Origin of the sequence: Sphingomonas aerophila (assembly GCF_014199305.1) — a bacterium.
GTDB classification, from domain to species: Bacteria; Pseudomonadota; Alphaproteobacteria; order Sphingomonadales; family Sphingomonadaceae; genus Sphingomonas; species Sphingomonas aerophila.
Map to the genome: position 1 here is coordinate 66,652 of NZ_JACIJK010000010.1, position 17,890 is coordinate 84,541.

18 protein-coding genes are annotated in these 17,890 nt (G+C 66.3%); 11 read left to right on the forward strand and 7 right to left on the reverse strand.

What is annotated here, in order from left to right; translation table 11 throughout:
- Nucleotides 1–10: 10 nt before the first annotated feature.
- Both FHS94_RS15385 and FHS94_RS15390 read left to right on the forward strand, forming a co-directional pair.
- Nucleotides 11–688, forward strand: a complete 678-nt coding sequence (locus FHS94_RS15385; RefSeq protein ID WP_184059472.1) for a DUF6445 family protein — start codon at nucleotides 11–13, stop codon at nucleotides 686–688.
- Nucleotides 688–2,505, forward strand: a complete 1,818-nt coding sequence (locus FHS94_RS15390; protein ID WP_184059474.1) for a family 43 glycosylhydrolase — start codon at nucleotides 688–690, stop codon at nucleotides 2,503–2,505. The genes FHS94_RS15385 and FHS94_RS15390 overlap by 1 nt, the downstream gene beginning before the upstream one ends.
- Nucleotides 2,506–2,514: 9 nt before the next feature.
- Here the strand turns inward: FHS94_RS15390 and FHS94_RS15395 are convergent, their stop codons facing one another.
- The gene (locus FHS94_RS15395) at nucleotides 2,515–3,918 is read right to left on the reverse strand and encodes a glycoside hydrolase 5 family protein (protein ID WP_184059476.1); all 1,404 of its coding nucleotides are present in this window, start codon (nucleotides 3,916–3,918) and stop codon (nucleotides 2,515–2,517) included.
- Nucleotides 3,919–4,037: 119 nt separating this feature from the next.
- Here FHS94_RS15395 and glf point away from each other — a divergent pair, with 119 nt between their 5' ends.
- Nucleotides 4,038–6,341: a UDP-galactopyranose mutase gene (glf, locus tag FHS94_RS15400; protein WP_184059478.1), complete on the forward strand. Its 2,304-nt coding sequence runs from the start codon at nucleotides 4,038–4,040 to the stop codon at nucleotides 6,339–6,341.
- Nucleotides 6,338–6,763 carry a hypothetical protein gene (locus tag FHS94_RS15405; RefSeq protein ID WP_184059479.1) on the forward strand — a complete coding sequence of 142 codons (426 nt, stop codon included), beginning with the start codon at nucleotides 6,338–6,340 and terminating at the stop codon, nucleotides 6,761–6,763. The genes glf and FHS94_RS15405 overlap by 4 nt, the downstream gene beginning before the upstream one ends.
- Here the strand turns inward: FHS94_RS15405 and FHS94_RS15410 are convergent.
- A complete protein-coding gene (locus tag FHS94_RS15410; protein WP_246348653.1) occupies nucleotides 6,760–7,332 on the reverse strand; it encodes a PRC-barrel domain-containing protein in 573 nt (190 codons plus the stop codon). The two genes, FHS94_RS15405 and FHS94_RS15410, sit on opposite strands and share 4 nt — an antisense overlap.
- 97 nt (nucleotides 7,333–7,429) lie before the next feature.
- On the opposite strand from FHS94_RS15410, the gene FHS94_RS15415 reads away from it, so the two are divergent.
- From FHS94_RS15415 to phbB, 3 genes are read left to right on the forward strand one after another with little or no spacing between them, the layout of a single operon-like run.
- Complete coding sequence (locus tag FHS94_RS15415; protein ID WP_184059481.1) at nucleotides 7,430–9,646, forward strand: xanthine dehydrogenase family protein molybdopterin-binding subunit; 2,217 nt, start codon at nucleotides 7,430–7,432, stop codon at nucleotides 9,644–9,646.
- Complete coding sequence (gene hemH / locus FHS94_RS15420; RefSeq protein ID WP_184059483.1) at nucleotides 9,643–10,650, forward strand: ferrochelatase; 1,008 nt, start codon at nucleotides 9,643–9,645, stop codon at nucleotides 10,648–10,650. Before FHS94_RS15415 ends, hemH begins: the two co-directional genes overlap by 4 nt.
- 27 nt (nucleotides 10,651–10,677) lie before the next feature.
- Nucleotides 10,678–11,400 carry an acetoacetyl-CoA reductase gene (gene phbB, locus FHS94_RS15425; protein ID WP_184059484.1) on the forward strand — a complete coding sequence of 241 codons (723 nt, stop codon included), beginning with the start codon at nucleotides 10,678–10,680 and terminating at the stop codon, nucleotides 11,398–11,400.
- A gap of 346 nt (nucleotides 11,401–11,746) precedes the next feature.
- Here phbB and FHS94_RS15430 read toward each other — a convergent pair whose 3' ends face one another.
- A complete protein-coding gene (locus FHS94_RS15430) occupies nucleotides 11,747–12,106 on the reverse strand; it encodes a glycine zipper 2TM domain-containing protein (RefSeq protein ID WP_184059486.1) in 360 nt (119 codons plus the stop codon).
- Nucleotides 12,107–12,245: 139 nt separating this feature from the next.
- On the opposite strand from FHS94_RS15430, the gene FHS94_RS15435 reads away from it, so the two are divergent.
- Nucleotides 12,246–13,259 (forward strand): esterase-like activity of phytase family protein, encoded by a 1,014-nt coding sequence (locus FHS94_RS15435; RefSeq protein ID WP_184059488.1) that lies wholly within the window; start codon nucleotides 12,246–12,248, stop codon nucleotides 13,257–13,259.
- Nucleotides 13,260–13,331: 72 nt separating this feature from the next.
- On the opposite strand, the gene rpmB is transcribed toward FHS94_RS15435, so the two are convergent.
- Nucleotides 13,332–13,634, reverse strand: a complete 303-nt coding sequence (rpmB, locus tag FHS94_RS15440) for a 50S ribosomal protein L28 (RefSeq protein WP_184059491.1) — start codon at nucleotides 13,632–13,634, stop codon at nucleotides 13,332–13,334.
- A 142-nt stretch (nucleotides 13,635–13,776) separates the two neighbouring features.
- On the opposite strand from rpmB, the gene FHS94_RS15445 reads away from it, so the two are divergent.
- The gene (locus FHS94_RS15445) at nucleotides 13,777–13,998 is read left to right on the forward strand and encodes a hypothetical protein (protein WP_184059493.1); all 222 of its coding nucleotides are present in this window, start codon (nucleotides 13,777–13,779) and stop codon (nucleotides 13,996–13,998) included.
- A 58-nt stretch (nucleotides 13,999–14,056) separates the two neighbouring features.
- The gene (locus FHS94_RS15450; RefSeq protein WP_184059709.1) at nucleotides 14,057–14,485 is read left to right on the forward strand and encodes a nucleoside deaminase; all 429 of its coding nucleotides are present in this window, start codon (nucleotides 14,057–14,059) and stop codon (nucleotides 14,483–14,485) included.
- Nucleotides 14,486–14,530: 45 nt separating this feature from the next.
- Here the strand turns inward: FHS94_RS15450 and FHS94_RS15455 are convergent, their stop codons facing one another.
- Complete coding sequence (locus FHS94_RS15455) at nucleotides 14,531–15,211, reverse strand: YiaD family glycine zipper/OmpA-like lipoprotein (protein WP_184059495.1); 681 nt, start codon at nucleotides 15,209–15,211, stop codon at nucleotides 14,531–14,533.
- Between the two features lie 123 nt (nucleotides 15,212–15,334).
- Between FHS94_RS15455 and FHS94_RS15460 the strand changes: the two genes are divergently transcribed.
- On the forward strand, nucleotides 15,335–16,636 hold the full coding sequence (locus FHS94_RS15460; protein ID WP_184059496.1) for a hemolysin family protein: 1,302 nt from the start codon (nucleotides 15,335–15,337) through the stop codon (nucleotides 16,634–16,636).
- Nucleotides 16,637–16,675: 39 nt separating this feature from the next.
- Here the strand turns inward: FHS94_RS15460 and FHS94_RS15465 are convergent, their stop codons facing one another.
- Together FHS94_RS15465 and FHS94_RS15470 are read right to left on the reverse strand one after the other, a co-directional pair.
- Nucleotides 16,676–16,816, reverse strand: coding sequence for a hypothetical protein (locus tag FHS94_RS15465; RefSeq protein WP_184059498.1), 141 nt, complete (start codon nucleotides 16,814–16,816; stop codon nucleotides 16,676–16,678).
- A gap of 35 nt (nucleotides 16,817–16,851) precedes the next feature.
- Entirely contained in the window at nucleotides 16,852–17,859 is a 1,008-nt protein-coding gene (locus FHS94_RS15470; protein WP_184059500.1) for a glycosyltransferase family 4 protein, read from the reverse strand.
- Between the last annotated feature and the right edge of the window lie 31 nt (nucleotides 17,860–17,890).

Below are 17,890 nucleotides of genomic sequence, written 5' to 3' on the forward strand. Positions count from 1 at the left end.
AGAAGCCGGCGTGACGCCCGAACTGCGCCGCGTCGGCAATTCGCAAAGCCCCGTGGTCGTGATCGACGGCGCGCTCGGCGATGTCGCCAAAGTGGTCGACATCGCCGCTGCCCTGGCGCCGTTTCCGCCGATCCCGGACAGCTACTATCCCGGGCTGCGAAGGATCATCGACGCTGACGATATCGCCGCGCATGACTACGCCACCCGCCTGCTCGAAACGGTGGCGCCGTTCATCGGTGGCGCGTTCGAGATCGATCGGTTCGACTGGGTGGAGGCGAGCTTCTCCATGGTGACAGCTGCTCCCGAAACGCTGAGCCCGGCACAGCGGGCGCCGCATTTCGATAGCGTCGATGCGCGCCACCTCGCCATCCTTCACTATCTGTCGGACACGCCGGGAACCGGCACAGCCTTCTACCGGCAACGCTCCACCGAAATCGAGGTAGTGACCCCAGCCAATGTCGACCGCTTCGTCACCGCCGCCAAGCGGGAGAGCGCGGCGCTGGCCGGCTACACGGCGGGGTCGAACGCCGCCTTCGAGCAGATCGGGGCGGTGGAGGCGCGGGCCGATCGCGTGCTGATCTATTCGGGCAGCCTGCTCCATTCGGGTATCATCCCCGCCGACATGGATCGCAGCGCCGACCCGCGGCGTGGGCGGCTGACGGCGAACCTGTTCGTTCAGGGTCATTGATGCGTACGGCCGTCCTGGCCGCGCTGCAGCTCGTTGCCGGGCCGGCAAGGGCGCAGACCTATGCCAACCCGCTCGACCTCGACTACCGGTACAATTTCGAACAGATCAACGAGGGCATCTCCTACCGCACCGGCGCCGATCCGGTGGTGGTGCGCTTCGGCGACGCTTACTACCTCTTCGCGACGTTGGCTGACGGGTATTGGCGCTCAACCGACCTTGTCACCTGGCGCTTTGTCACGCCCAGCCGCTGGCCCGCGGAGAGCATCGTCGCGCCGGCGGTCACGTCCGATGGCGAGCGACTGCTGATCCTGCCATCCACCACCGAACAGTCGGCCATCCTGTCGAGCCGCGATCCAGCCGGTGGCAAGCTCGACTATTTCGTTCGTCGCCTGCCGGGGCTCCCGGGGGCGGTGATGTCGGGCCAGGAGGGGCAGATAAAGCCAGGCGAGGTGCCGCCAGGGCCCTGGGATCCCGACCTGTTCCGCGACAATGACGGGCGCTGGTACCTGTATTGGGGGTCGTCCAACGTCTTCCCGCTATACGGCGCGCCGATCACGTTCGCAGAGGGGCGGATGCGCTATGACGCGCGGCCCGCGCCGCTGCTGTCGCTGCACCCGGAATTGCATGGGTGGGAGCGGTTCGGGCCCGACCATAGCGGCGCCTTGCCCAATGGCACGCCGATCAAGCCGTTCATGGAAGGTGCCTGGATGAACCGGGTCGGCGACCGCTATTACCTGCAATACGGGGCGCCCGGGACCGAATACAATGCTTATGCGACGGGCGTGTACACCGCCTCTGCGCCACTCGGCCCTTTCACCTACGCGCCTTATAATCCGGTCGGGTACAAGCCGGGCGGCTTTGTTCAGGGAGCGGGGCACGGGTCGACGTTCCAGGACGTGTACGGCAACTGGTGGAACACCGGAACGCCGTGGATCGGGCAGAACTGGGCGTTTGAGCGGCGGGTCGGCATGTGGCCGGCAGCGTTCGAGGCGGACGGACAGATGCGTGTGTCGACCCGCTTTGGCGACTTCCCGCACCGCGTACCCAAAGGACGAAACGCCGATCCCGAGGCGCTGTTTACCGGCTGGATGCTGTTGTCCTATTGCGCAAAGGCGACTGCCTCATCCTCGCTGGACGGGCACGGGCCGGCGGCGGTGACCGACGAAGACCCGCGCAGCTTCTGGGTTGCGGGCGCGAACCGGCCGGGGGAGACGCTGACGCTGGACTTGGGCCACGCCAAAACGGTGCGCGCTGTGCAGGTGAACTTCGCCGACTACAAATCGGACCGGTTCGCGGACGGGCCCGACATCTACACCGAGTTCCGGCTGGAAGGATCGTTGGACGGGGAGCACTGGCAGCCGCTCGCCGCCACCGACACCGGGGTGGGGCGCCGCGACCGGCCGAACGCTTATTTCGAGTTGCCCGCGCCCCGCACGCTGCGATTCCTCCGCTATGTCCACGGCCATGTCGGGGCGGCGACGCTGGCGATCAGCGATGTTCGGGTGTTCGGTTCCGGAGGCGGGCGAGCGCCCGCGCAGCCGGGCGCAATCACGGCGGTTCGCGACAGCGACGCCCGCAACGCGCGAGTGTCATGGCGGCCGGTGCAGGGGGCGATCGGCTATAATGTGCGCTGGGGCATCCGGCCTGATCGATTGACGCTCACCTATCAGGTCTGGGCGGATCAGGTCCGACAGGAGGGCGGGCGCGCGGTGCTGGACCTGCGCGCGCTCACCAAGGGGCAGCGTTACGCCGTCGCCGTGGAGGCGTTCAACGACACGGGCGTATCGCCGCTCAGCGCGGTACGTTCGCTGCGCTGAGCGCCATCCTCAGCCCTCGATACGGCGAATGGCAAAGGCGCGATCGGCCCCGAGCGCCGGTGTCGTGAAGCTAAGGCCGCGTTCGTCGGCCACCCCCTGTGTCGGGGCAAGCGCCGCGCCCGCGGCAGTGTCCCACGACTCGACCCGATAGCGGCCCGGCGGCATGGGTAGGGTGATCTGCTGTTCGGGGGTGACCCGCGCCGGGTCGACCCGTCCGTCAGCCATCCGACCACCGCGGCGGACCAGCCATATGACCGCCTGGCGCTCGTCACCGCTCCCCAGCGCGTGAAAGCCGGGCGCGCGCACGGGGAAGGGCTGGCGACGGAAGCGCTGCCAGTCGACCAAGGGCAGGAACCGGGACATCGCCCCCTGTGCCTGGTGCATGCCTTGCGTCAGAACGTGGGGCTTCCGATTGGGCCAGCGCATGCCACCGCCGACGCCGCCGCTCGCCAGGTGCGCCCAGCTCATGTGGCGAAAATACTCGTCGTCGAACGCTTCTGGCAGCGTCTTGTGCTTGTCCTTGAAGCTGTGGATCGGGCCGTGTTCGGTATCAAAAAACGGACGCCCATCGGCGATCTCGCGCAGGCAATGCCGGACGATCCGCCCCATTGCGAGCGCCGGGCGTACGGTATCGGTTGGGTTGTCGATCGTGCCGCTGCGATAAATGTGGATGCTCGCGAAATCGAGGTCGGGGTGACGGAAGATCGGTTCGGCGAGCGGCAGGTCGGGACGCCACCATAGTTCGGGCCCGAACAAGGACACGGTTTGCGGGTGGCTGCGACCGTAAAGGCGCTGTTCAAGCGTACGGACGTGGTTCGACAGGTCCGCGATGAACTCCGGAAAGCAATCGGCGGTATCGCCTGCTTGCGCATAATGAATCTCGTTCCACAGATCCCAGGCGAACAGCGCGCCCGATCCGCCCCAGCGTTCCACCATGAAGGTCAGGCGCGCCTTGATGGCGGTGCGCGTGGTGCCGCACAGCAAAAGGCGGGATGGATGATCAAGGGGGCCGCCATTGGTCTTGTTCCACGGGTGGTGACGCCAGTGCAGCCACATCCAGAATGTATCCACCGGCGTCAGCAGGATCCGCATCCCGACTCGCTCGCACATGGCGAACAGATCATCCCACAACTGAACCATCGCCGGCACGGGTCGTCCAACGGGCCGTTCAAAATAGCGGTGGCGGACCTGCGCATATTCTACCATCAATCGCAGGCAGGTGACGCCATGGGCGACCAGATCGCGCAAGTGTTGTTCCACCGCCGGCAGGTCCCGCCGCTTGAACAAGGGCAGCAAATTCGCCCAGCTTATCGCCTCGTTATGGCCGATAGGCGTCCAATCTTCTCCCTGGTCAGTGATGAAATAAGGCGCGCCGGGCGCAACAGTGATCCAGGGCAGGTGATCGGAATTCATCGTACGCCCTGTGCCCGGTTCCACGGCGAAGGCAATCTTTTGTCATGATATGGATCAAAGACCGCGCCTTTCTCGTTGATTAACAAGGGTGACGGGCGGGGGCCTGACTGGAGTTGTCTATGAACGCTGCCCGCTTGCCTGCCAGTTCCCATCGACATGCAGGCACGGGCCTGTTGGTGTGCTTCTCCCATCTGCGTTGGAACTTCGTATTTCAGCGACCGCAGCACCTGCTTACCCGCTTTGCCCGCCACTATCCGGTTGTCGTATGGGAAGAGCCAGAGCATGGCGCGGCCGAGCCCGGCCTGCTGGTCCGGGAAGAAGCTGACGGGCTGCGCGTGGTTACTCCGCAGCTGCCCCACGGCCTTTCCACGGCGGCGGAGCGCGAGGCGCTGGGCACGCTTCTCGATGGCTTCCTCGCGGGCGAGCCGCCTGTGGCGGTACGCTGGTATTACACCCCGATGATGCTCGCCTTTTCGCGACAGGTCAGGGCTGCGGTCACCGTGTACGACTGCATGGACGAGCTGTCCGCCTTCCGCTTCGCGCCGGCCGAACTGCTCGCCCTTGAAGAAGAGCTCCTGCGCGCCTCGGACCTGGTGTTTACCGGCGGCTATAGCCTTTACGAGGCAAAGCAGGCTCGCCATCCCAGCGTGCATCCGTTTCCGTCGAGCGTCGACGTGCCGCATTTCGCGCGGGCACGCGACCGCGAACCCGGCCGTCAGGCGACACCGCGGCTTGGCTTCTATGGCGTGATCGATGAACGCATGGACCTTGAGCTGCTGGGCCATCTCGCCGCAGCGCGGCCCGAATGGCAGATCGAGGTGGTCGGCCCGGTCGTGAAGATCGATCCTTCCGAACTGCCGCGGCACGAGAACCTCCATTATCCCGGTTCCCGTTCCTATGACGAACTGCCCGCAACGGTGGCGGGCTGGGACGTGGCATTGATGCCGTTCGCCATCAACGAGGCGACCCGCTTCATCAGCCCGACCAAGACGCCCGAGTATCTCGCGGCAGGCCGCCCGGTCGTGTCGACGCCGGTGGTCGACGTGGTGCGTCATTATGGCTCGCTCGACGCGGTTCGGATCGCGGAAGCGGGCGACGCTTTCGTGCAGGCCTGTGACGAAGCCCTGGCGCTGGTGCGCGGCGGGGATCGTGGCTGGCGCAAGCAGGCGGATGCGGTGTTGGCCGCGGGATCATGGGACGATGTGGCCGCTGCGATGCTGGCGGCCATCAGGAAGGTTGGCACGGCAATGGCTACAACAAACACGACCACCACGGGAGGCGCGGACCGCCCCCATTACGACTATCTGGTCGTGGGCGCCGGCTTTGCGGGATCCGTGATGGCGGAGCGGCTGGCAGCGGACGCTGGCAAGAAGGTGCTGGTGATCGATCGCCGCCCGCATGTCGCCGGCAATGCTTACGATGTGCAGGACGAATCAGGCATCCTGATCCACCAATATGGTCCGCACATCTTCCACACCAACTCGGACGAGGTGTTCAGCTATCTGTCGCGTTTCACCGAGTGGCGGCCCTATGAGCATCGCGTGCTCGCCGAGGTTCGCGGACAGCAGGTGCCGATCCCGATCAACCGGACGACGCTGAACAAGCTGTTCGACGCGGGCCTGGAAACCGATGAGGATGCCGCAGCCTTTCTCGCGGCGCGTGCCGAGCCGGTCGCGGAAGTGCGCACGTCCGAGGACGTCGTGGTGTCCGCGGTGGGTGAGGAACTCTATCGCCTGTTCTTCCGTGGCTACACCCGCAAGCAGTGGGGCCTTGACCCGTCAGAGCTCGACAAGTCGGTGACCGCGCGCGTGCCGACCCGGACCAACCTGGACGACCGGTACTTCGGCGATACGCACCAAGCGATGCCAGCCCATGGCTTCACCGCCATGTTCACTCGGATGCTCGACCACCCGAACATCACCGTGATGCTCGACACCGACTTCGCCGAACTGGAAGGCACCGCGACCTGGGGTAAGATGGTCTATACCGGGCCGATCGACGAGTATTTCGGCCACCGCTATGGCAAGCTGCCTTATCGGTCGCTCCGGTTCGAGCATCGCACGCTTCAGACCGAGTGGCACCAGGCGGTCGCCGTGGTGAACTACCCGGACGAGGCGGTACCCTACACCCGCGTTACCGAATACAAGCACCTGACCGGCCAAGATTCGCAGGTGACCAGCGTCACGTTCGAATATCCGGCATCCGAGGGCGATCCTTACTACCCGATCCCCCGGCCGGAGAACCAAGCGCTGTTCAAGCGCTATGAGGCGCTGTCCCTGGCCGAGCCGGATGTGATCTTTGTCGGACGGCTTGCGACTTACCGTTACTACAACATGGACCAGGTCGTTGGGCAGGCGTTGGCGACGTATCGCCGGCTGAAGGCTCGCGAGGAAGAATCGGTGCTGGCCGACGCGGCTGAATGAACCGCAAAGGAGTGACGCGGATCGAAGCGGCGCGACCGGACGTCGCGCCCCCGGTCTGCGAAGTATTGCTGATCGGGCGCGACGGGTTCCTCGGTGACTATGTCGCCGAGGGTTTGCGGCGGGCAGGGCTGGTCGTGCTTACCCTGTCGCCCGGTGAGATGCCGCACCCTGGCGTGGAAGGCTGCGGCGGCGCGGTGATGGATATCGGGCTGCCTACCGACGACTTGCTGCGGGCCAGCAACTGGTTGGCCGAACGCAACATCCCGGTTGTGCTGATCGGCGGAGCTGCCGCCCGATTGCCCCCGGAATGGCAGCGCCGGCCGGTGTTGCTCCAGCCTTTTGCCAGCTTTCAGGTAGTTGAGCAGCTACGGCTGCTGGGTGTCCCCCTGCAGATGACGGTGAACCAGGCGATGCCCCTCTAGAGACTGGCCGGCCAGTTATCCGCCTCCAGGACCGGACGCGCCGCCAAGGCCGCGGCGTCCAGGTCGCAATGAACGCCATCTTCCGAAAAGCGCACGTCCTGCGGGGAGAGGGCGTGCAGGCGCTCGCCCAAGCCGCCGACGCCGCCCTCGCTCACCACCAGATAGGCAAGGCCGGTGCCGGCGCACTGCATCATCGCCTCGATCACCGTGCCGATCGCCGCGCCATCCTTTCCGGTGACCGTCGCCCCGCCAAGCCTGCCGATTGGAAACAAGGTCGGCACACGTGCAACGGCGGCGCTGCGCCGGGTCGCGGCCGCACCACCATCTTCATATCGGGCTTGCCGGCCCAGCCAGCGCCAGATGCCGATCAGGTTCACCAGGGTCAGAAAGCCGTTGCTCCAGAGCAGGTTGTTCTGGCCGGTGCCGATCGCGACCATGATCCACCCAATCGAACCGACTGTGAAGACGATGAAACCCCATCCCGTGACACGGGCGCCGAGATTCGCCGCGGTCATCATGGCCGCGATCATGGTAGCGGCCGGGGCGACCCAGCCGGCGATCTCCGTCATAGAAGCGTGTTCCTGGTATTGCCGTTGCGGCGCTTAACGGCCGGCCCGCCATTTTCGGTCCCTTTACGTCGGTCGCAGCGCCGCTAAGGCACGATCGATGGCGACGGGGCGGATTACCAGGCGCGGGCTGCTGGTTGGCGGTGGCGCGGGGGCAGGGCTGCTGGTCGCCTGGGCGCTGTGGCCGCGCCGCTACGCGGAAACATTGGTCACCGGCCCTGGCGAGCATCTGTTCGGCGCATGGCTGAAGATCGGCGAGGATGGTCGCGTGATCGTGGCAGTGCCGCAGGTGGAGCACGGCCAGGGCGTGTTCACCGCCCTGCCGCAGATCGTGGCGGACGAGCTCGGCGCAGACTGGCGCACGGTGGCGGTTGAGCCGACACCAGCCAGTCCGCTTTATGCCAATCCGCTTGCGCTCGACGAGCTATGGGGCGGCGCCTTCGACCAGGTGCCGGCCCCGGTGCGTGGTGAGTGGGCAAGGCGCGCGGCGCTGATGCTGACCGGTGGGTCGACCTCTGTGCGCCAGTTCGAGGATGACTTGCGCGTCGCGGGCGCCACGGCGCGGGCGCTGCTGCTGAAGGCGGCGGCACGCCGTTGGGATGTCGACTGGACGCAATGCCGGACCCAGGCGGGCTTTGTGGTCACCGGGCGAAACCGCCTCCGCTTCGCCGAGCTCGCCGCCGCCGCTGCAAGCGAGGAGGCGCCGGACCCGCTGCCCCAGGGCGTCCAGGGGGCGGGCGCGCTGGCGGGAAAGCCCCTGCCCCGGCTCGACGCGCCGGCCAAGGTGGACGGGTCGGCGAACTTTGCCGCCGACATCCGCCTCGCGGACATGGTGCATGTTGCCGTGCGGGCTGGCCCGCAGGGCGACACTCGCCTGGTCCACGCCGATCGGGCGGCCGCCGACCGCGTGGCAGGGGTGGTTGCTGTCGTCGAGAACCGGCGCTGGGTCGCCGCGGCCGCGACGACGAGTTGGGCCGCGCAACGCGGGCTGGATGCGCTGGCGCCCCGTTTCGAGTCTCGCGGCGCTCTCGCCGACGATGCCGGGATCGAGGGCGCGTTACGGCGGGCGTTGGCGGACAAGGGGCACCGGGTCGCGTCGGCGGGAAGCCTGGGTCAGCTTCTATCCGGGGGCGGGGTCGTCGAGGCGGAGTTTCAGGTCGCGCCCGCGCTTCATGCCGCGATCGAGACACCTTCCGCAACCGCGTCCTTTCATGACGGGCGGCTGGAGCTATGGCTTCAGACACAAGCGCCGACGATCGCGCGCGCCGCTGCCGCACGGGCGGCCGGCCTGGCCGAGCACGCTGTAACGGTGCATCCGATGATGATCGGCGGGTCATTCGGCGCCGCGCTGGACCATGAGGTAGCCGAACAGGCAGCCGTGCTGGCAATGACGCTGAAGCGGCCGATCAGCCTTATCTGGTCACGTGGCGAAAGCCTGATTCACGACCGCTGCCGCACGGCCGTGATAGCGCGCATGCGCGGAAGGTTGGCGGCGAACGGAACGCCCGTGGCGTGGAACGCCCAGATTGCAGCCCCGGCGACGGGGCGCGCCATGGCTCAGCGCATGCTGCCGGCGAGTGTGGCTGACCTTGCTGACCTGGGTCGCGGCGGTGACGCGCAAGCGGTCGGCGGCGCGGTGCCGTCTTACCGGATCGCGAACTGGGCGGTGGATCACCATCCAGCCGACCTTCCGCTGCAATCCGGCTATTTGCGGGGTGGGGCGGACGGCTACACTGCCTTCTTCAACGAGTGCTTCATGGACGAGCTTGCCGCGACGGCGGGAACCGAGCCGGTGTCGTTCCGGATCGGCATGCTGGGCGGCGATCCACGGCTCGCGCGCTGCCTGTCCACGGCGGCATCGCTGGGGGGCTGGGATGGCGGCGTTGCTGGCAGCGGGCAGGGGATCGCCTGCCACCGATTGCGCGGGAGTGCGGTCGCGGTGATGGCAGAAGCGCGTATCGAGCGTGGCCAGCCGGTGGTTGAGCGCCTGGTCGCAGCGGTTGATTGCGGCCGCGTGGTCAACCCCGACCTGGTACGGCAGCAAATCGAGGGCGGGTTGGTCTTTGGCCTGGCGCAAGCTCTTGGTGCGACGACAGGATATGAGCGTGGACTGGCACGGGTGCGCGGCTTCGACACGCTGCATCTGCCCCGACTGGCCGACACGCCCGACATAACGGTGGAGCTGATCCGGTCCGACGAGGCGCCGGGCGGCGTATCGGAAATCGGCATTCCGGCGGTCGCGCCGGCACTAGCTGGCGCCTTACATAGTTTAACCGGCAAACGTCTCCGCTCTCTCCCGCTGGTGATCCCTGCATGAACCGTCCTGCCAATCATCCCGCAATCCCGCCCGCCCGCATCGGTGTGCTGTTGATAAACCTAGGCACGCCGGACGCGGCCGATGCGCATTCGGTGCGCCGCTATCTCGCCGAGTTTCTATCGGACCGGCGAGTGGTGGAGATACCGCAGCTCTTGTGGCAGCCGATCCTGCGTGGCGCGATCCTGACCACCCGGCCCAAGAAATCCGCCCACGCCTATGCGCAGGTTTGGACGGAAGAAGGTTCCCCGCTGGCGGCGATCACGCGTGCTCAAGCCATCGCGTTGAAGGATGCGTTCGGGCCGGAGGTTAGCGTCGATTACGCGATGCGCTATGGCCGGCCCGCGATCGGCGACCGGCTGCAGGCGCTGAAGGATGCGGGGTGCGAGCGGATCCTGCTCGCGCCGCTCTACCCGCAATATTGCGCAGCAACGACCGCGACGGCGAATGACAAGGCATTCCTGGCCCTCGCCGGCATGCGCTGGCAGCCGGCAATCCGGACATTGCCACCCTATTATGACGACCCGGCCTATATCGACGCGCTCAAGACGTCGGTGGAGGCAGGCCTCGCCGCACTGGATTTCGAGCCTGACCTGCTGCTCGCCAGCTTTCACGGCATGCCGCAGCGAACGCTGGAGCTCGGCGACCCTTATCACTGCCACTGCCAGAAAACAGCGCGGCTGCTGAAGGAGGCTCTTGGGCGAGACCTGACGATCACCTTCCAGTCGCGATTCGGTCGGGCCAAGTGGCTGGAGCCCGCCACCGACACGGTACTGGCGTCGTTGCCGGCCAAGGGTGTGCGCAAGGTGGCGATTGTGGCCCCGGGATTTTCCGCCGATTGCGTCGAAACGCTCGAGGAACTCGCGATCCGGGGACGAGAAACCTTTGAAGAAGCGGGCGGTACCCACTTCGCGGCACTGCCTTGCCTCAACGCCAGCGATCCGGGCATCGATATGCTGCGCAGCATTGTGCGCCGCGAGCTTGCCGGGTGGACGGCCACGCCGTAGCGTCTTCCCCGAAACAGGGAGAGGCTCATGGCACGGGTTGCGATCGTCACTGGCGGCACACGCGGCATTGGCGAGGCGATCAGCCTTGCCCTGAAGGAAGCGGGGCTGAACGTTGCAGCCAACTACGCTGGCAATGAAGAGCGCGCACGCGAGTTCACCAGCCGGACGGGGATACAGTCGTTCCGCTGGGACGTGGCCGATCACGAGGCCTGCCTGAACGGGGTAAAGGAGGTCGAGGCGGCACTTGGGCCGGTCGACGTGCTGGTCAACAATGCCGGCATCACCCGCGACGGCACGATCATGAAGCTTACTTATCAGGCATGGAAAGAGGTGATAGACACCAACCTTGGCGGATGCTTCAACATGGCCAAGGCGGTGTTCCCCGGCATGCGCGATCGCAAATGGGGTCGCATCGTCAATATCGGCTCGATCAACGGCCAGGCAGGGCAGTACGGGCAGGTCAACTACGCGGCCGCGAAATCGGGCATCCACGGCTTCACCAAGGCCCTGGCGCAGGAGGGCGCGCGCGCAGGGGTGACGGTGAACGCGATCGCGCCAGGCTATATCGACACGGACATGGTCGCGGCAGTGCCAGGGGACGTGCTTGAGAAGATCGTCGCGCGGATTCCGGTCGGACGGCTGGGGCAGGCGGCCGAGATTGCCCGCGGCGTCGCGTTCCTGTGTTCCGAGGACGCTGGGTTCGTGACCGGTTCGACGTTGAGCATCAACGGCGGCCAGCACATGTACTGACGGTCGCAGCCCTGCGGCCGGCACGGCCGGCGGGTCGACGGCAACGCCGTTTGAACCCGTCCGACATCACGCCGGCGGCGTGGCCGTTGGCGGTTGACTGAGTCCTTGAAGGGGTTGAGACGGCGAAGCCGCCGCTTGCCCGTCAGACGGGATCGGCTGCGCCGACCCGCTGGCCGGTTCGGGCGCTGGCGGGCGCGACCGGCCGCAGTTGCGGCCTGCGCCCGAACAAAGGGGCCAGCTCCTTTCGGAACCGGCCCCCCGCTCCCCGATACGCTACGCGTGGGAGCTCACACACACTGCGCTGGTGGCGTGCCGGGCAGCCTTTCGGCCCGCCCGGCGGCCAGGATCAGCGGCAGTACCTCGGGTTATCCGACTTATCGATCGCGTGGCCCGCGAGGGCACCGGCGGCCCCGCCCAGAACCGTGCCGAGCGTCCGGTCACCGCGGCTGTCGATGGTGCGGCCAAGCAAGCCACCCGCAATCGCGCCGACAAGGGTGCCGCCGGTGTTGTCGCAACCGCGGCCGCCCCGGCGTGAATAGCCACGGTCACCCCGGTAGGAGCGCGGGCCATGGTTATAGCCGTCGTCATAGGCGCGGCTGTAACCCCGGTCGTAACCGCGATAGCGCTGCGCATCAGCCGGCGCAGAAGCGATGCTGGTGGTGCCAATGGCCAGGGCGGTGGCGGCGAGAGCAATCTTCTTAAACATGGTTCGAACTCCCATTTCGTCGGCGACGCGTTCGTCGTCGTTGAGGTGCTTATGGGTGATTCGCGTTGAGCCGACCCTGAATGCGCTCGTTATCCATCATTCATGCTGGCGAGGCCGGGCGTCGCCCCTAGAAGGCGCCATGCGTCGCCCGGTAACCCTGCTTCTTGTCACGGCGCTGGTGCTCGCAATCGTGCCTGGCTGGACCGGTGAGGCGCGCCTTCGCCTGTTAGGGCGTCGCGCGGAGGTGAAGGCGCGTGAAATTGCGCTCGATCCTGCCGACCCGGCGCACAATCGGCTGGGAGCGCTCGATTTCCTGGATGGCGTCGAACTGACCAGCCCTGACCCGGCCTCTGGTGGATTTTCGGCGCTGCTGGTAGCGGGTCGGCGCGTGACGCTGCTCAGCGACGGCGGCAACGTCGTTGCCTTCACGCGTGCCGCGGACGGTCAGGTGATTGCACCTGCCTTCGCCAACTTGCCTGACGGGCCCGGGATCGGGTGGGACAAAGTTGACCGTGACAGCGAATCGCTCGCCTTCGACGCTGCGACGGGGCGGCTGTGGGTCGGGTTCGAAAAGTATAACATGATCATGCGCTTTGCCCCGGGCTTCGCACGCAGCGATGGCGCGGTCAGGCCTGTGGCCATGCGGAAGTGGCCCGATGCGGGTGGGCCCGAATCGCTGGTGCGGCTGCCGGACGGACGCTTCGTCTCGATCAGCGAATCGGCAAGGCCGCCGGCAAAGTCATGGGGCGCGCGCGGTGGACGCGGTCAGGCGCGACAGGGGCTGATCTGGGCGGGTGATCCGGTCGACCCCGGACGGGAGCCTGCCCGCTTCACCTACATCGCGGAGGGCAAGTTCGATGTTGCGGACGCCGCGGCGCTGCCAGACGGGCGGTTGCTGGTCCTGGAGCGCGCATTCGACGCGCCATTCCGGTTTCACAACCGCATTGTGCTGGTGCCGGCCGGTGCAGTTCGGCCGGGAGCCGTTGTGAAGGGGGCGTTGCTCGCCGAACTCGACGCGCCCTTGGTCCACGACAACTTCGAAGGGATCACAGCCACCCAGGAGGGCGCGGACACGGTGATCTGGCTCGTTTCCGACGACAACCGCACACCGGTGCTCCAGCGCACGCTGCTGCTGCGCTTTCGCCTGCGCTAGATCGATGATCGCTCAAACGACTACGGCCCGCCGCCCGAAGGTGGCAGGCCGTTGTATCAGGAACGCGTCAGCTTAAGCGGCGACGGGCTCGGCCGCAGCAAGCTTCTTCACGATGTCGCGCTTCAGCCGGCGGCAACGCAGCGACAGCTTGTCGTCGGACGTCTTGACCAGCCAGTTATCCAGGCCGCCATTGTGCTCGACGGAGCGAAGCCCGTGCGTCGACACACGCAGGCGCACGCTGGTTTCGAGAGCGTCGGACAGCAGCGTGACATTCTGCAGGTTGGGCAAGAAGGTCCGCTTGGTCTTGTTATTGGCGTGGGAAACGTTGTTACCCACCTGCCGGCCCTTGCCGGTCAGCTCGCAGATGCGCGACATGACTGTTGATCCTGGTCGTCGTTGGACGGAAAGGCTGCGCCCCTACCGACCGGGTGCGCAAAGGTCAACCGTTGGCGTGCAACTTGCCCCGGATGACGGCGTTGTTACGGGCACGAACCGTTTTAGGGAAGGCTTGAAAGCGATGCGCGTGATTCTGGTATTGCTTGGCCTGGGGCTGCTGATCGTCGCAGGATTGCTGATGACGGGGATGCTCAGCATCGACCAGACTCGTTCGGCCGTGGTGCAGGCGCCCGAGTTCCGCGCGGACATGGGGAAGGTGACGGTAGGATCGGAAAAGAAGACGGTGGAGGTTCCCCGCATCAACGTTGAAAAGGCCGGGAACACCGCCCAGCCGGCGCAATAGCTTTACGACCCGGGCCCCGCCGGCCAAGAGCGGGGCCATGTTTCCCTTGCCTCAGCCGATGAAGATGGCGCTGGCCGCTGCGCGTGACGCGGCAGCGGCGGGGGAAGTGCCTGTCGGTGCGGCACTGGTCCACCGGGGGCAGGTCATCGCGCTGACCGCCAATGCGCCCCGGGCGCTGTGCGACCCGACGGCCCATGCCGAGATGCTGGCGATACGCGAAGGTGCGGCCCGGTTGGGGCGCGAGCGGCTGGAAGATTGCGACCTGTGGGTGACGCTGGAGCCGTGCGCGATGTGCGCGGGGGCGATTGCCCATGCCCGCGTGAGCCGGCTTTATTACGGCGCCCCCGATCCCAAGGGCGGCGCCGTGGAGCATGGGCCCCGCTTCTTCGGTCAGCCGACCTGCCATCACCGGCCGGAGATCTATTCGGGGATAGGCGAAGCCGAGGCCGGAGCGCTGTTGCGGGACTTCTTCACCGCTCGTCGATGATGAGAGGCACCCGGCGCGGCATTCCAGCCGGCCGGGCGCGATGGATCAGCCCTGCACGTCGGCCTGGGTGATCGGCACCAACTTGATTTCCACGCGGCGGTTGGCTGCACGGCCCGCGTCGGTGTCGTTGGACGCGATCGGCTGGGTTTCGCCATAGCCACGGGTGGCAATCCGGGCGGTCTGGACGCCGTGCCCGGCGAGGTAATCGGCGACTGCCGTCGCGCGCCGTTGCGACAGGCCGAGATTATAATCGTCGCTGCCGGTCGAATCGGTGTGGCCGTACACGTCGACAAAGGTTTCGTTGTACTGCGACAGCGTGCCGGCGACCTGATCCAGCGTCCGGCGAAACTGCGGCTGCACGTCCGAGCTGTCATAGGCGAAGGTGATGCCCGACGGGATATTGAGTACCAGGTTGTCGCCCTGGCGGATCACCTGAACATCGGTGCCAGCGGTGCGGGCGCGCAGGTCGCGCTCCTGCTTGTCCATGTACGCGCCGATACCTGCGCCAGCGAGGCCGCCAAGACCCGCGCCCACCAGCTTCTCCGTCCGATCGCGCCGTCCACCGACCAGGTCGCCCAGCAGATAGCCGCCTAGCGCACCGCCGATGCCGCCAATGGCGGTCTTGCTGATCCGCCGTTCGCCCGTCTGGGGATCGGTCGTACAGGCCGTGGTCGTGCCAAGCAGGGCCAACAGGGCCGCGGCGGCAACGGATTTGGTACGCAACATCGAGTATTCCTCCTTTTTGTTCGGGAAAACCGAAACGGCGGTGCGATTGTTCCGGACGCGCACCGATCCCGCGAAGGGCGTTGCCTCGTCCGCCATGCTCGGGCAAGGATGCTTCCCAAGCCAATGGCACCTCCTTTCCCCTGGACTGACGTTTTCATCATTCTCGCGCTGGTTGCGCTGAATGGTGTGTTCTCGATGAGCGAACTCGCCATCGTTTCCGCTCGCAAGGCGCGGATGGAGGCGCTTGCCCGGGCCGGAAGCCGCGGTGCGCGCACTGCCATCGAGCTTGCTGCCGATCCCGGCAAGTTCCTGTCCACCGTGCAAATCGGCATCACACTGATTGGCGTCATCTCGGGCGCTTATTCGGGCGCGAGCCTGGGCGGCCCCGTGGCCATTCGCCTGCAGGGGCTTGGCTTTGTGCCGAGCACTGCCGAGACGCTTGGTTTCGCGCTGGTGATCGGGGTCACGACCTTTGCATCGCTGGTGATCGGCGAACTAGTTCCCAAGCAATTCGCACTCCGCAACCCAGAGCCGATCGCGGCGGCGATGGCGCTGCCGATGCGCTGGTTGTCGATTGGAACGGCGCCGATCGTATGGCTGCTCGATTCAACCAGCGGCGCGCTGTTTCGGCTGCTCGGGCTGAAACGCGAGGCGGAGGATCAGGTAACGGCCGAGGAACTCCACCTCGTCGTCGCGGAAGCGTCGAAATCGGGCGTGATCGAGGAGCATGAACGCTCGATCATCTCGGGCGTGGTGCGGCTGGCGGATCGTCCGGTGCGCGAGGTGATGACCCCGCGAACGGAGGTCGACTGGCTGGATTGCACGCTGGACGAGGCAGGCGTTCGGGCGTCCCTGCTGGACACGCCGCACACGCGCTTGCCGGTGTGTGATGGCTCCATCGACGCGGTGGTTGGCGTCGTGCAGGCACGTGACATCGCCACCGCGTTGTTCCGGGGCGAGCCGCTCGACCTGCGTCGCCTGATGCGCAAGGCACCGGTCGTGATCGACCAGATCGACGCGATGGATGCCTTGACCGCCCTGCGGGAGGCTGAAGTGCCAATGGCGCTGATCCATGACGAATATGGACATTTTGAAGGGATCGTGACCCCGGCGGATCTGCTCGCGGCGATCGCGGGGGCCTTTGCTTCGGACGCGGACCCGGACGAAACGCCGGCGATTGTCGAGCGGGAGGATGGGTCACTGCTGGTCGCAGGGACAGCCGCGGCCGACCTGCTGGCTGAGCGTCTGGGGCTGGACCTGGACGAGGACCGCGACTTCGCCACCGTTGCCGGGTTGGCGCTGGACGTGCTGAAGCATCTGCCGGACGAGGGTGAGTATTTCAGCCTTCAGGGCTGGCGATTCGAGGTGATCGACCTGGACGGCCGGCGGATCGACAAGCTGCTGGTCAGCGCCGAGGAGCGCTGACGGGTGCCGCCCGCCGGCCAGTGAGATCGCGCGGCTGGGCTATTTGTGGCCGCCGTGACCCGCGTTCTGGTTGTTGTTGCGGCTGTCGGTGTTGTTAGGATTATCCTGCTTCTTGTTGCCGCCGACATCGCCGTGGCTGCTGGTCTTGTGGAAGTCGCCCTTCTTCTTGTGGTCGGTCATGATACGCTCTCCTTGGGCCGGAAGAACGCGCCACGTCAGCCGAGGATGCGCCGGTAGAGCGCCAGATACTCGTCAGCCATGCGATCAACGCTGAAGCGCTGTTCGGCGGCCCGGCGGCAGGCAGCCCGGTCGATGCCATCCAATTGCCCAATGGCCTCGATCGCTTCGGCGCTGTTGTTGACCAGAAATCCGGTGACGCCATGCCCGATCAACTCGGGCATCGAGCCCCGGTTGGTGGCGATCACGGGCGTGCCGCAAGCGAGCGCCTCGGCCACCGACAACCCGAATGGCTCATCGAAGTTGATGAGGTGCAGCAGCGCCTTCGCCCCGCCCAGGGCCCGCACCCGCGCCTCCCCACCGAGCGGGCCGTCATAGCGGATCTGATCCCCGTCGATCAGCGGCTCCACCTGCTCGCGGTAATAGCCCTCATCCTGGACGATACCGGCCATCAGCAGCCGCCGTCCGGTTGCCTTGGCGACGTCGATCGCCTCGCGGGCGCCCTTGTCGGGGTGAATGCGGCCAAAGAACAACAGGTCCTCGCTGCCCTGCGGATCAAACGGGAAGTCGACGATCGGGATGCCGTGGTGGATCGTGGCGGCGTAGCGAAGTTGCGGCGAGCGGTCGGCCTGCGAGATCGCGACATAATGCACCCTGTCCTCATAGGGCTTGTACATCGGCAGGATGCGGTCGGACGAGAAGCCGTGGATGGTGGTCACCATCGGCGTCGGCACCAGGTGCGAAAAGGCGTGGGCGGGAAAATCCGCCTGATTGTGGATCAGGTCGAACTCGCCAGCACGATCAAACAGATGGGCCAGGTGACGAAATTCCCAGACCTTGGCATCGACGGCGGGATCCTCCGAATAGCCGGCTGGCACCACCGCGGCGAGCGTGCCGGCGGTGATGCTGTCCTGCGTCGCAAACAGCGTCACATTGATCCCCTTGGCGACCAGCGCTTCGGTCAGAAGGCTCGTGACCAGCTCCCATGGGCCATAGTGCCGTGGCGGGGTGCGCCACGAAATCGGGGCAAGCATCGCGATCTTCATTGGCCGGCTTTGGCGTTGATGGCGGCTATCG

Excerpts from the sequence above, each read along its gene's own strand:
- FHS94_RS15470 (WP_184059500.1), bottom strand. The coding sequence starts at position 17,859 with ATGAAGATCGCGATGCTTGCCCCGATTTCGTGGCGCACCCCGCCACGG.
- FHS94_RS15455 (WP_184059495.1), bottom strand. The coding sequence starts at position 15,211 with ATGTTGCGTACCAAATCCGTTGCCGCCGCGGCCCTGTTGGCCCTGCTT.
- FHS94_RS15460 (WP_184059496.1), top strand. The coding sequence starts at position 15,335 with ATGGCACCTCCTTTCCCCTGGACTGACGTTTTCATCATTCTCGCGCTG.
- FHS94_RS15450 (WP_184059709.1), top strand. The coding sequence starts at position 14,057 with ATGAAGATGGCGCTGGCCGCTGCGCGTGACGCGGCAGCGGCGGGGGAA.
- rpmB (WP_184059491.1), bottom strand. The coding sequence starts at position 13,634 with ATGTCGCGCATCTGCGAGCTGACCGGCAAGGGCCGGCAGGTGGGTAAC.
- FHS94_RS15465 (WP_184059498.1), bottom strand. The coding sequence starts at position 16,816 with ATGACCGACCACAAGAAGAAGGGCGACTTCCACAAGACCAGCAGCCAC.
- FHS94_RS15405 (WP_184059479.1), top strand. The coding sequence starts at position 6,338 with ATGAACCGCAAAGGAGTGACGCGGATCGAAGCGGCGCGACCGGACGTC.
- FHS94_RS15415 (WP_184059481.1), top strand. The coding sequence starts at position 7,430 with ATGGCGACGGGGCGGATTACCAGGCGCGGGCTGCTGGTTGGCGGTGGC.
- FHS94_RS15390 (WP_184059474.1), top strand. The coding sequence starts at position 688 with ATGCGTACGGCCGTCCTGGCCGCGCTGCAGCTCGTTGCCGGGCCGGCA.
- FHS94_RS15445 (WP_184059493.1), top strand. The coding sequence starts at position 13,777 with ATGCGCGTGATTCTGGTATTGCTTGGCCTGGGGCTGCTGATCGTCGCA.
- FHS94_RS15395 (WP_184059476.1), bottom strand. The coding sequence starts at position 3,918 with ATGAATTCCGATCACCTGCCCTGGATCACTGTTGCGCCCGGCGCGCCT.
- FHS94_RS15410 (WP_246348653.1), bottom strand. The coding sequence starts at position 7,332 with ATGACGGAGATCGCCGGCTGGGTCGCCCCGGCCGCTACCATGATCGCG.
- phbB (WP_184059484.1), top strand. The coding sequence starts at position 10,678 with ATGGCACGGGTTGCGATCGTCACTGGCGGCACACGCGGCATTGGCGAG.
- hemH (WP_184059483.1), top strand. The coding sequence starts at position 9,643 with ATGAACCGTCCTGCCAATCATCCCGCAATCCCGCCCGCCCGCATCGGT.
- glf (WP_184059478.1), top strand. The coding sequence starts at position 4,038 with ATGAACGCTGCCCGCTTGCCTGCCAGTTCCCATCGACATGCAGGCACG.
- FHS94_RS15430 (WP_184059486.1), bottom strand. The coding sequence starts at position 12,106 with ATGTTTAAGAAGATTGCTCTCGCCGCCACCGCCCTGGCCATTGGCACC.
- FHS94_RS15435 (WP_184059488.1), top strand. The coding sequence starts at position 12,246 with ATGCGTCGCCCGGTAACCCTGCTTCTTGTCACGGCGCTGGTGCTCGCA.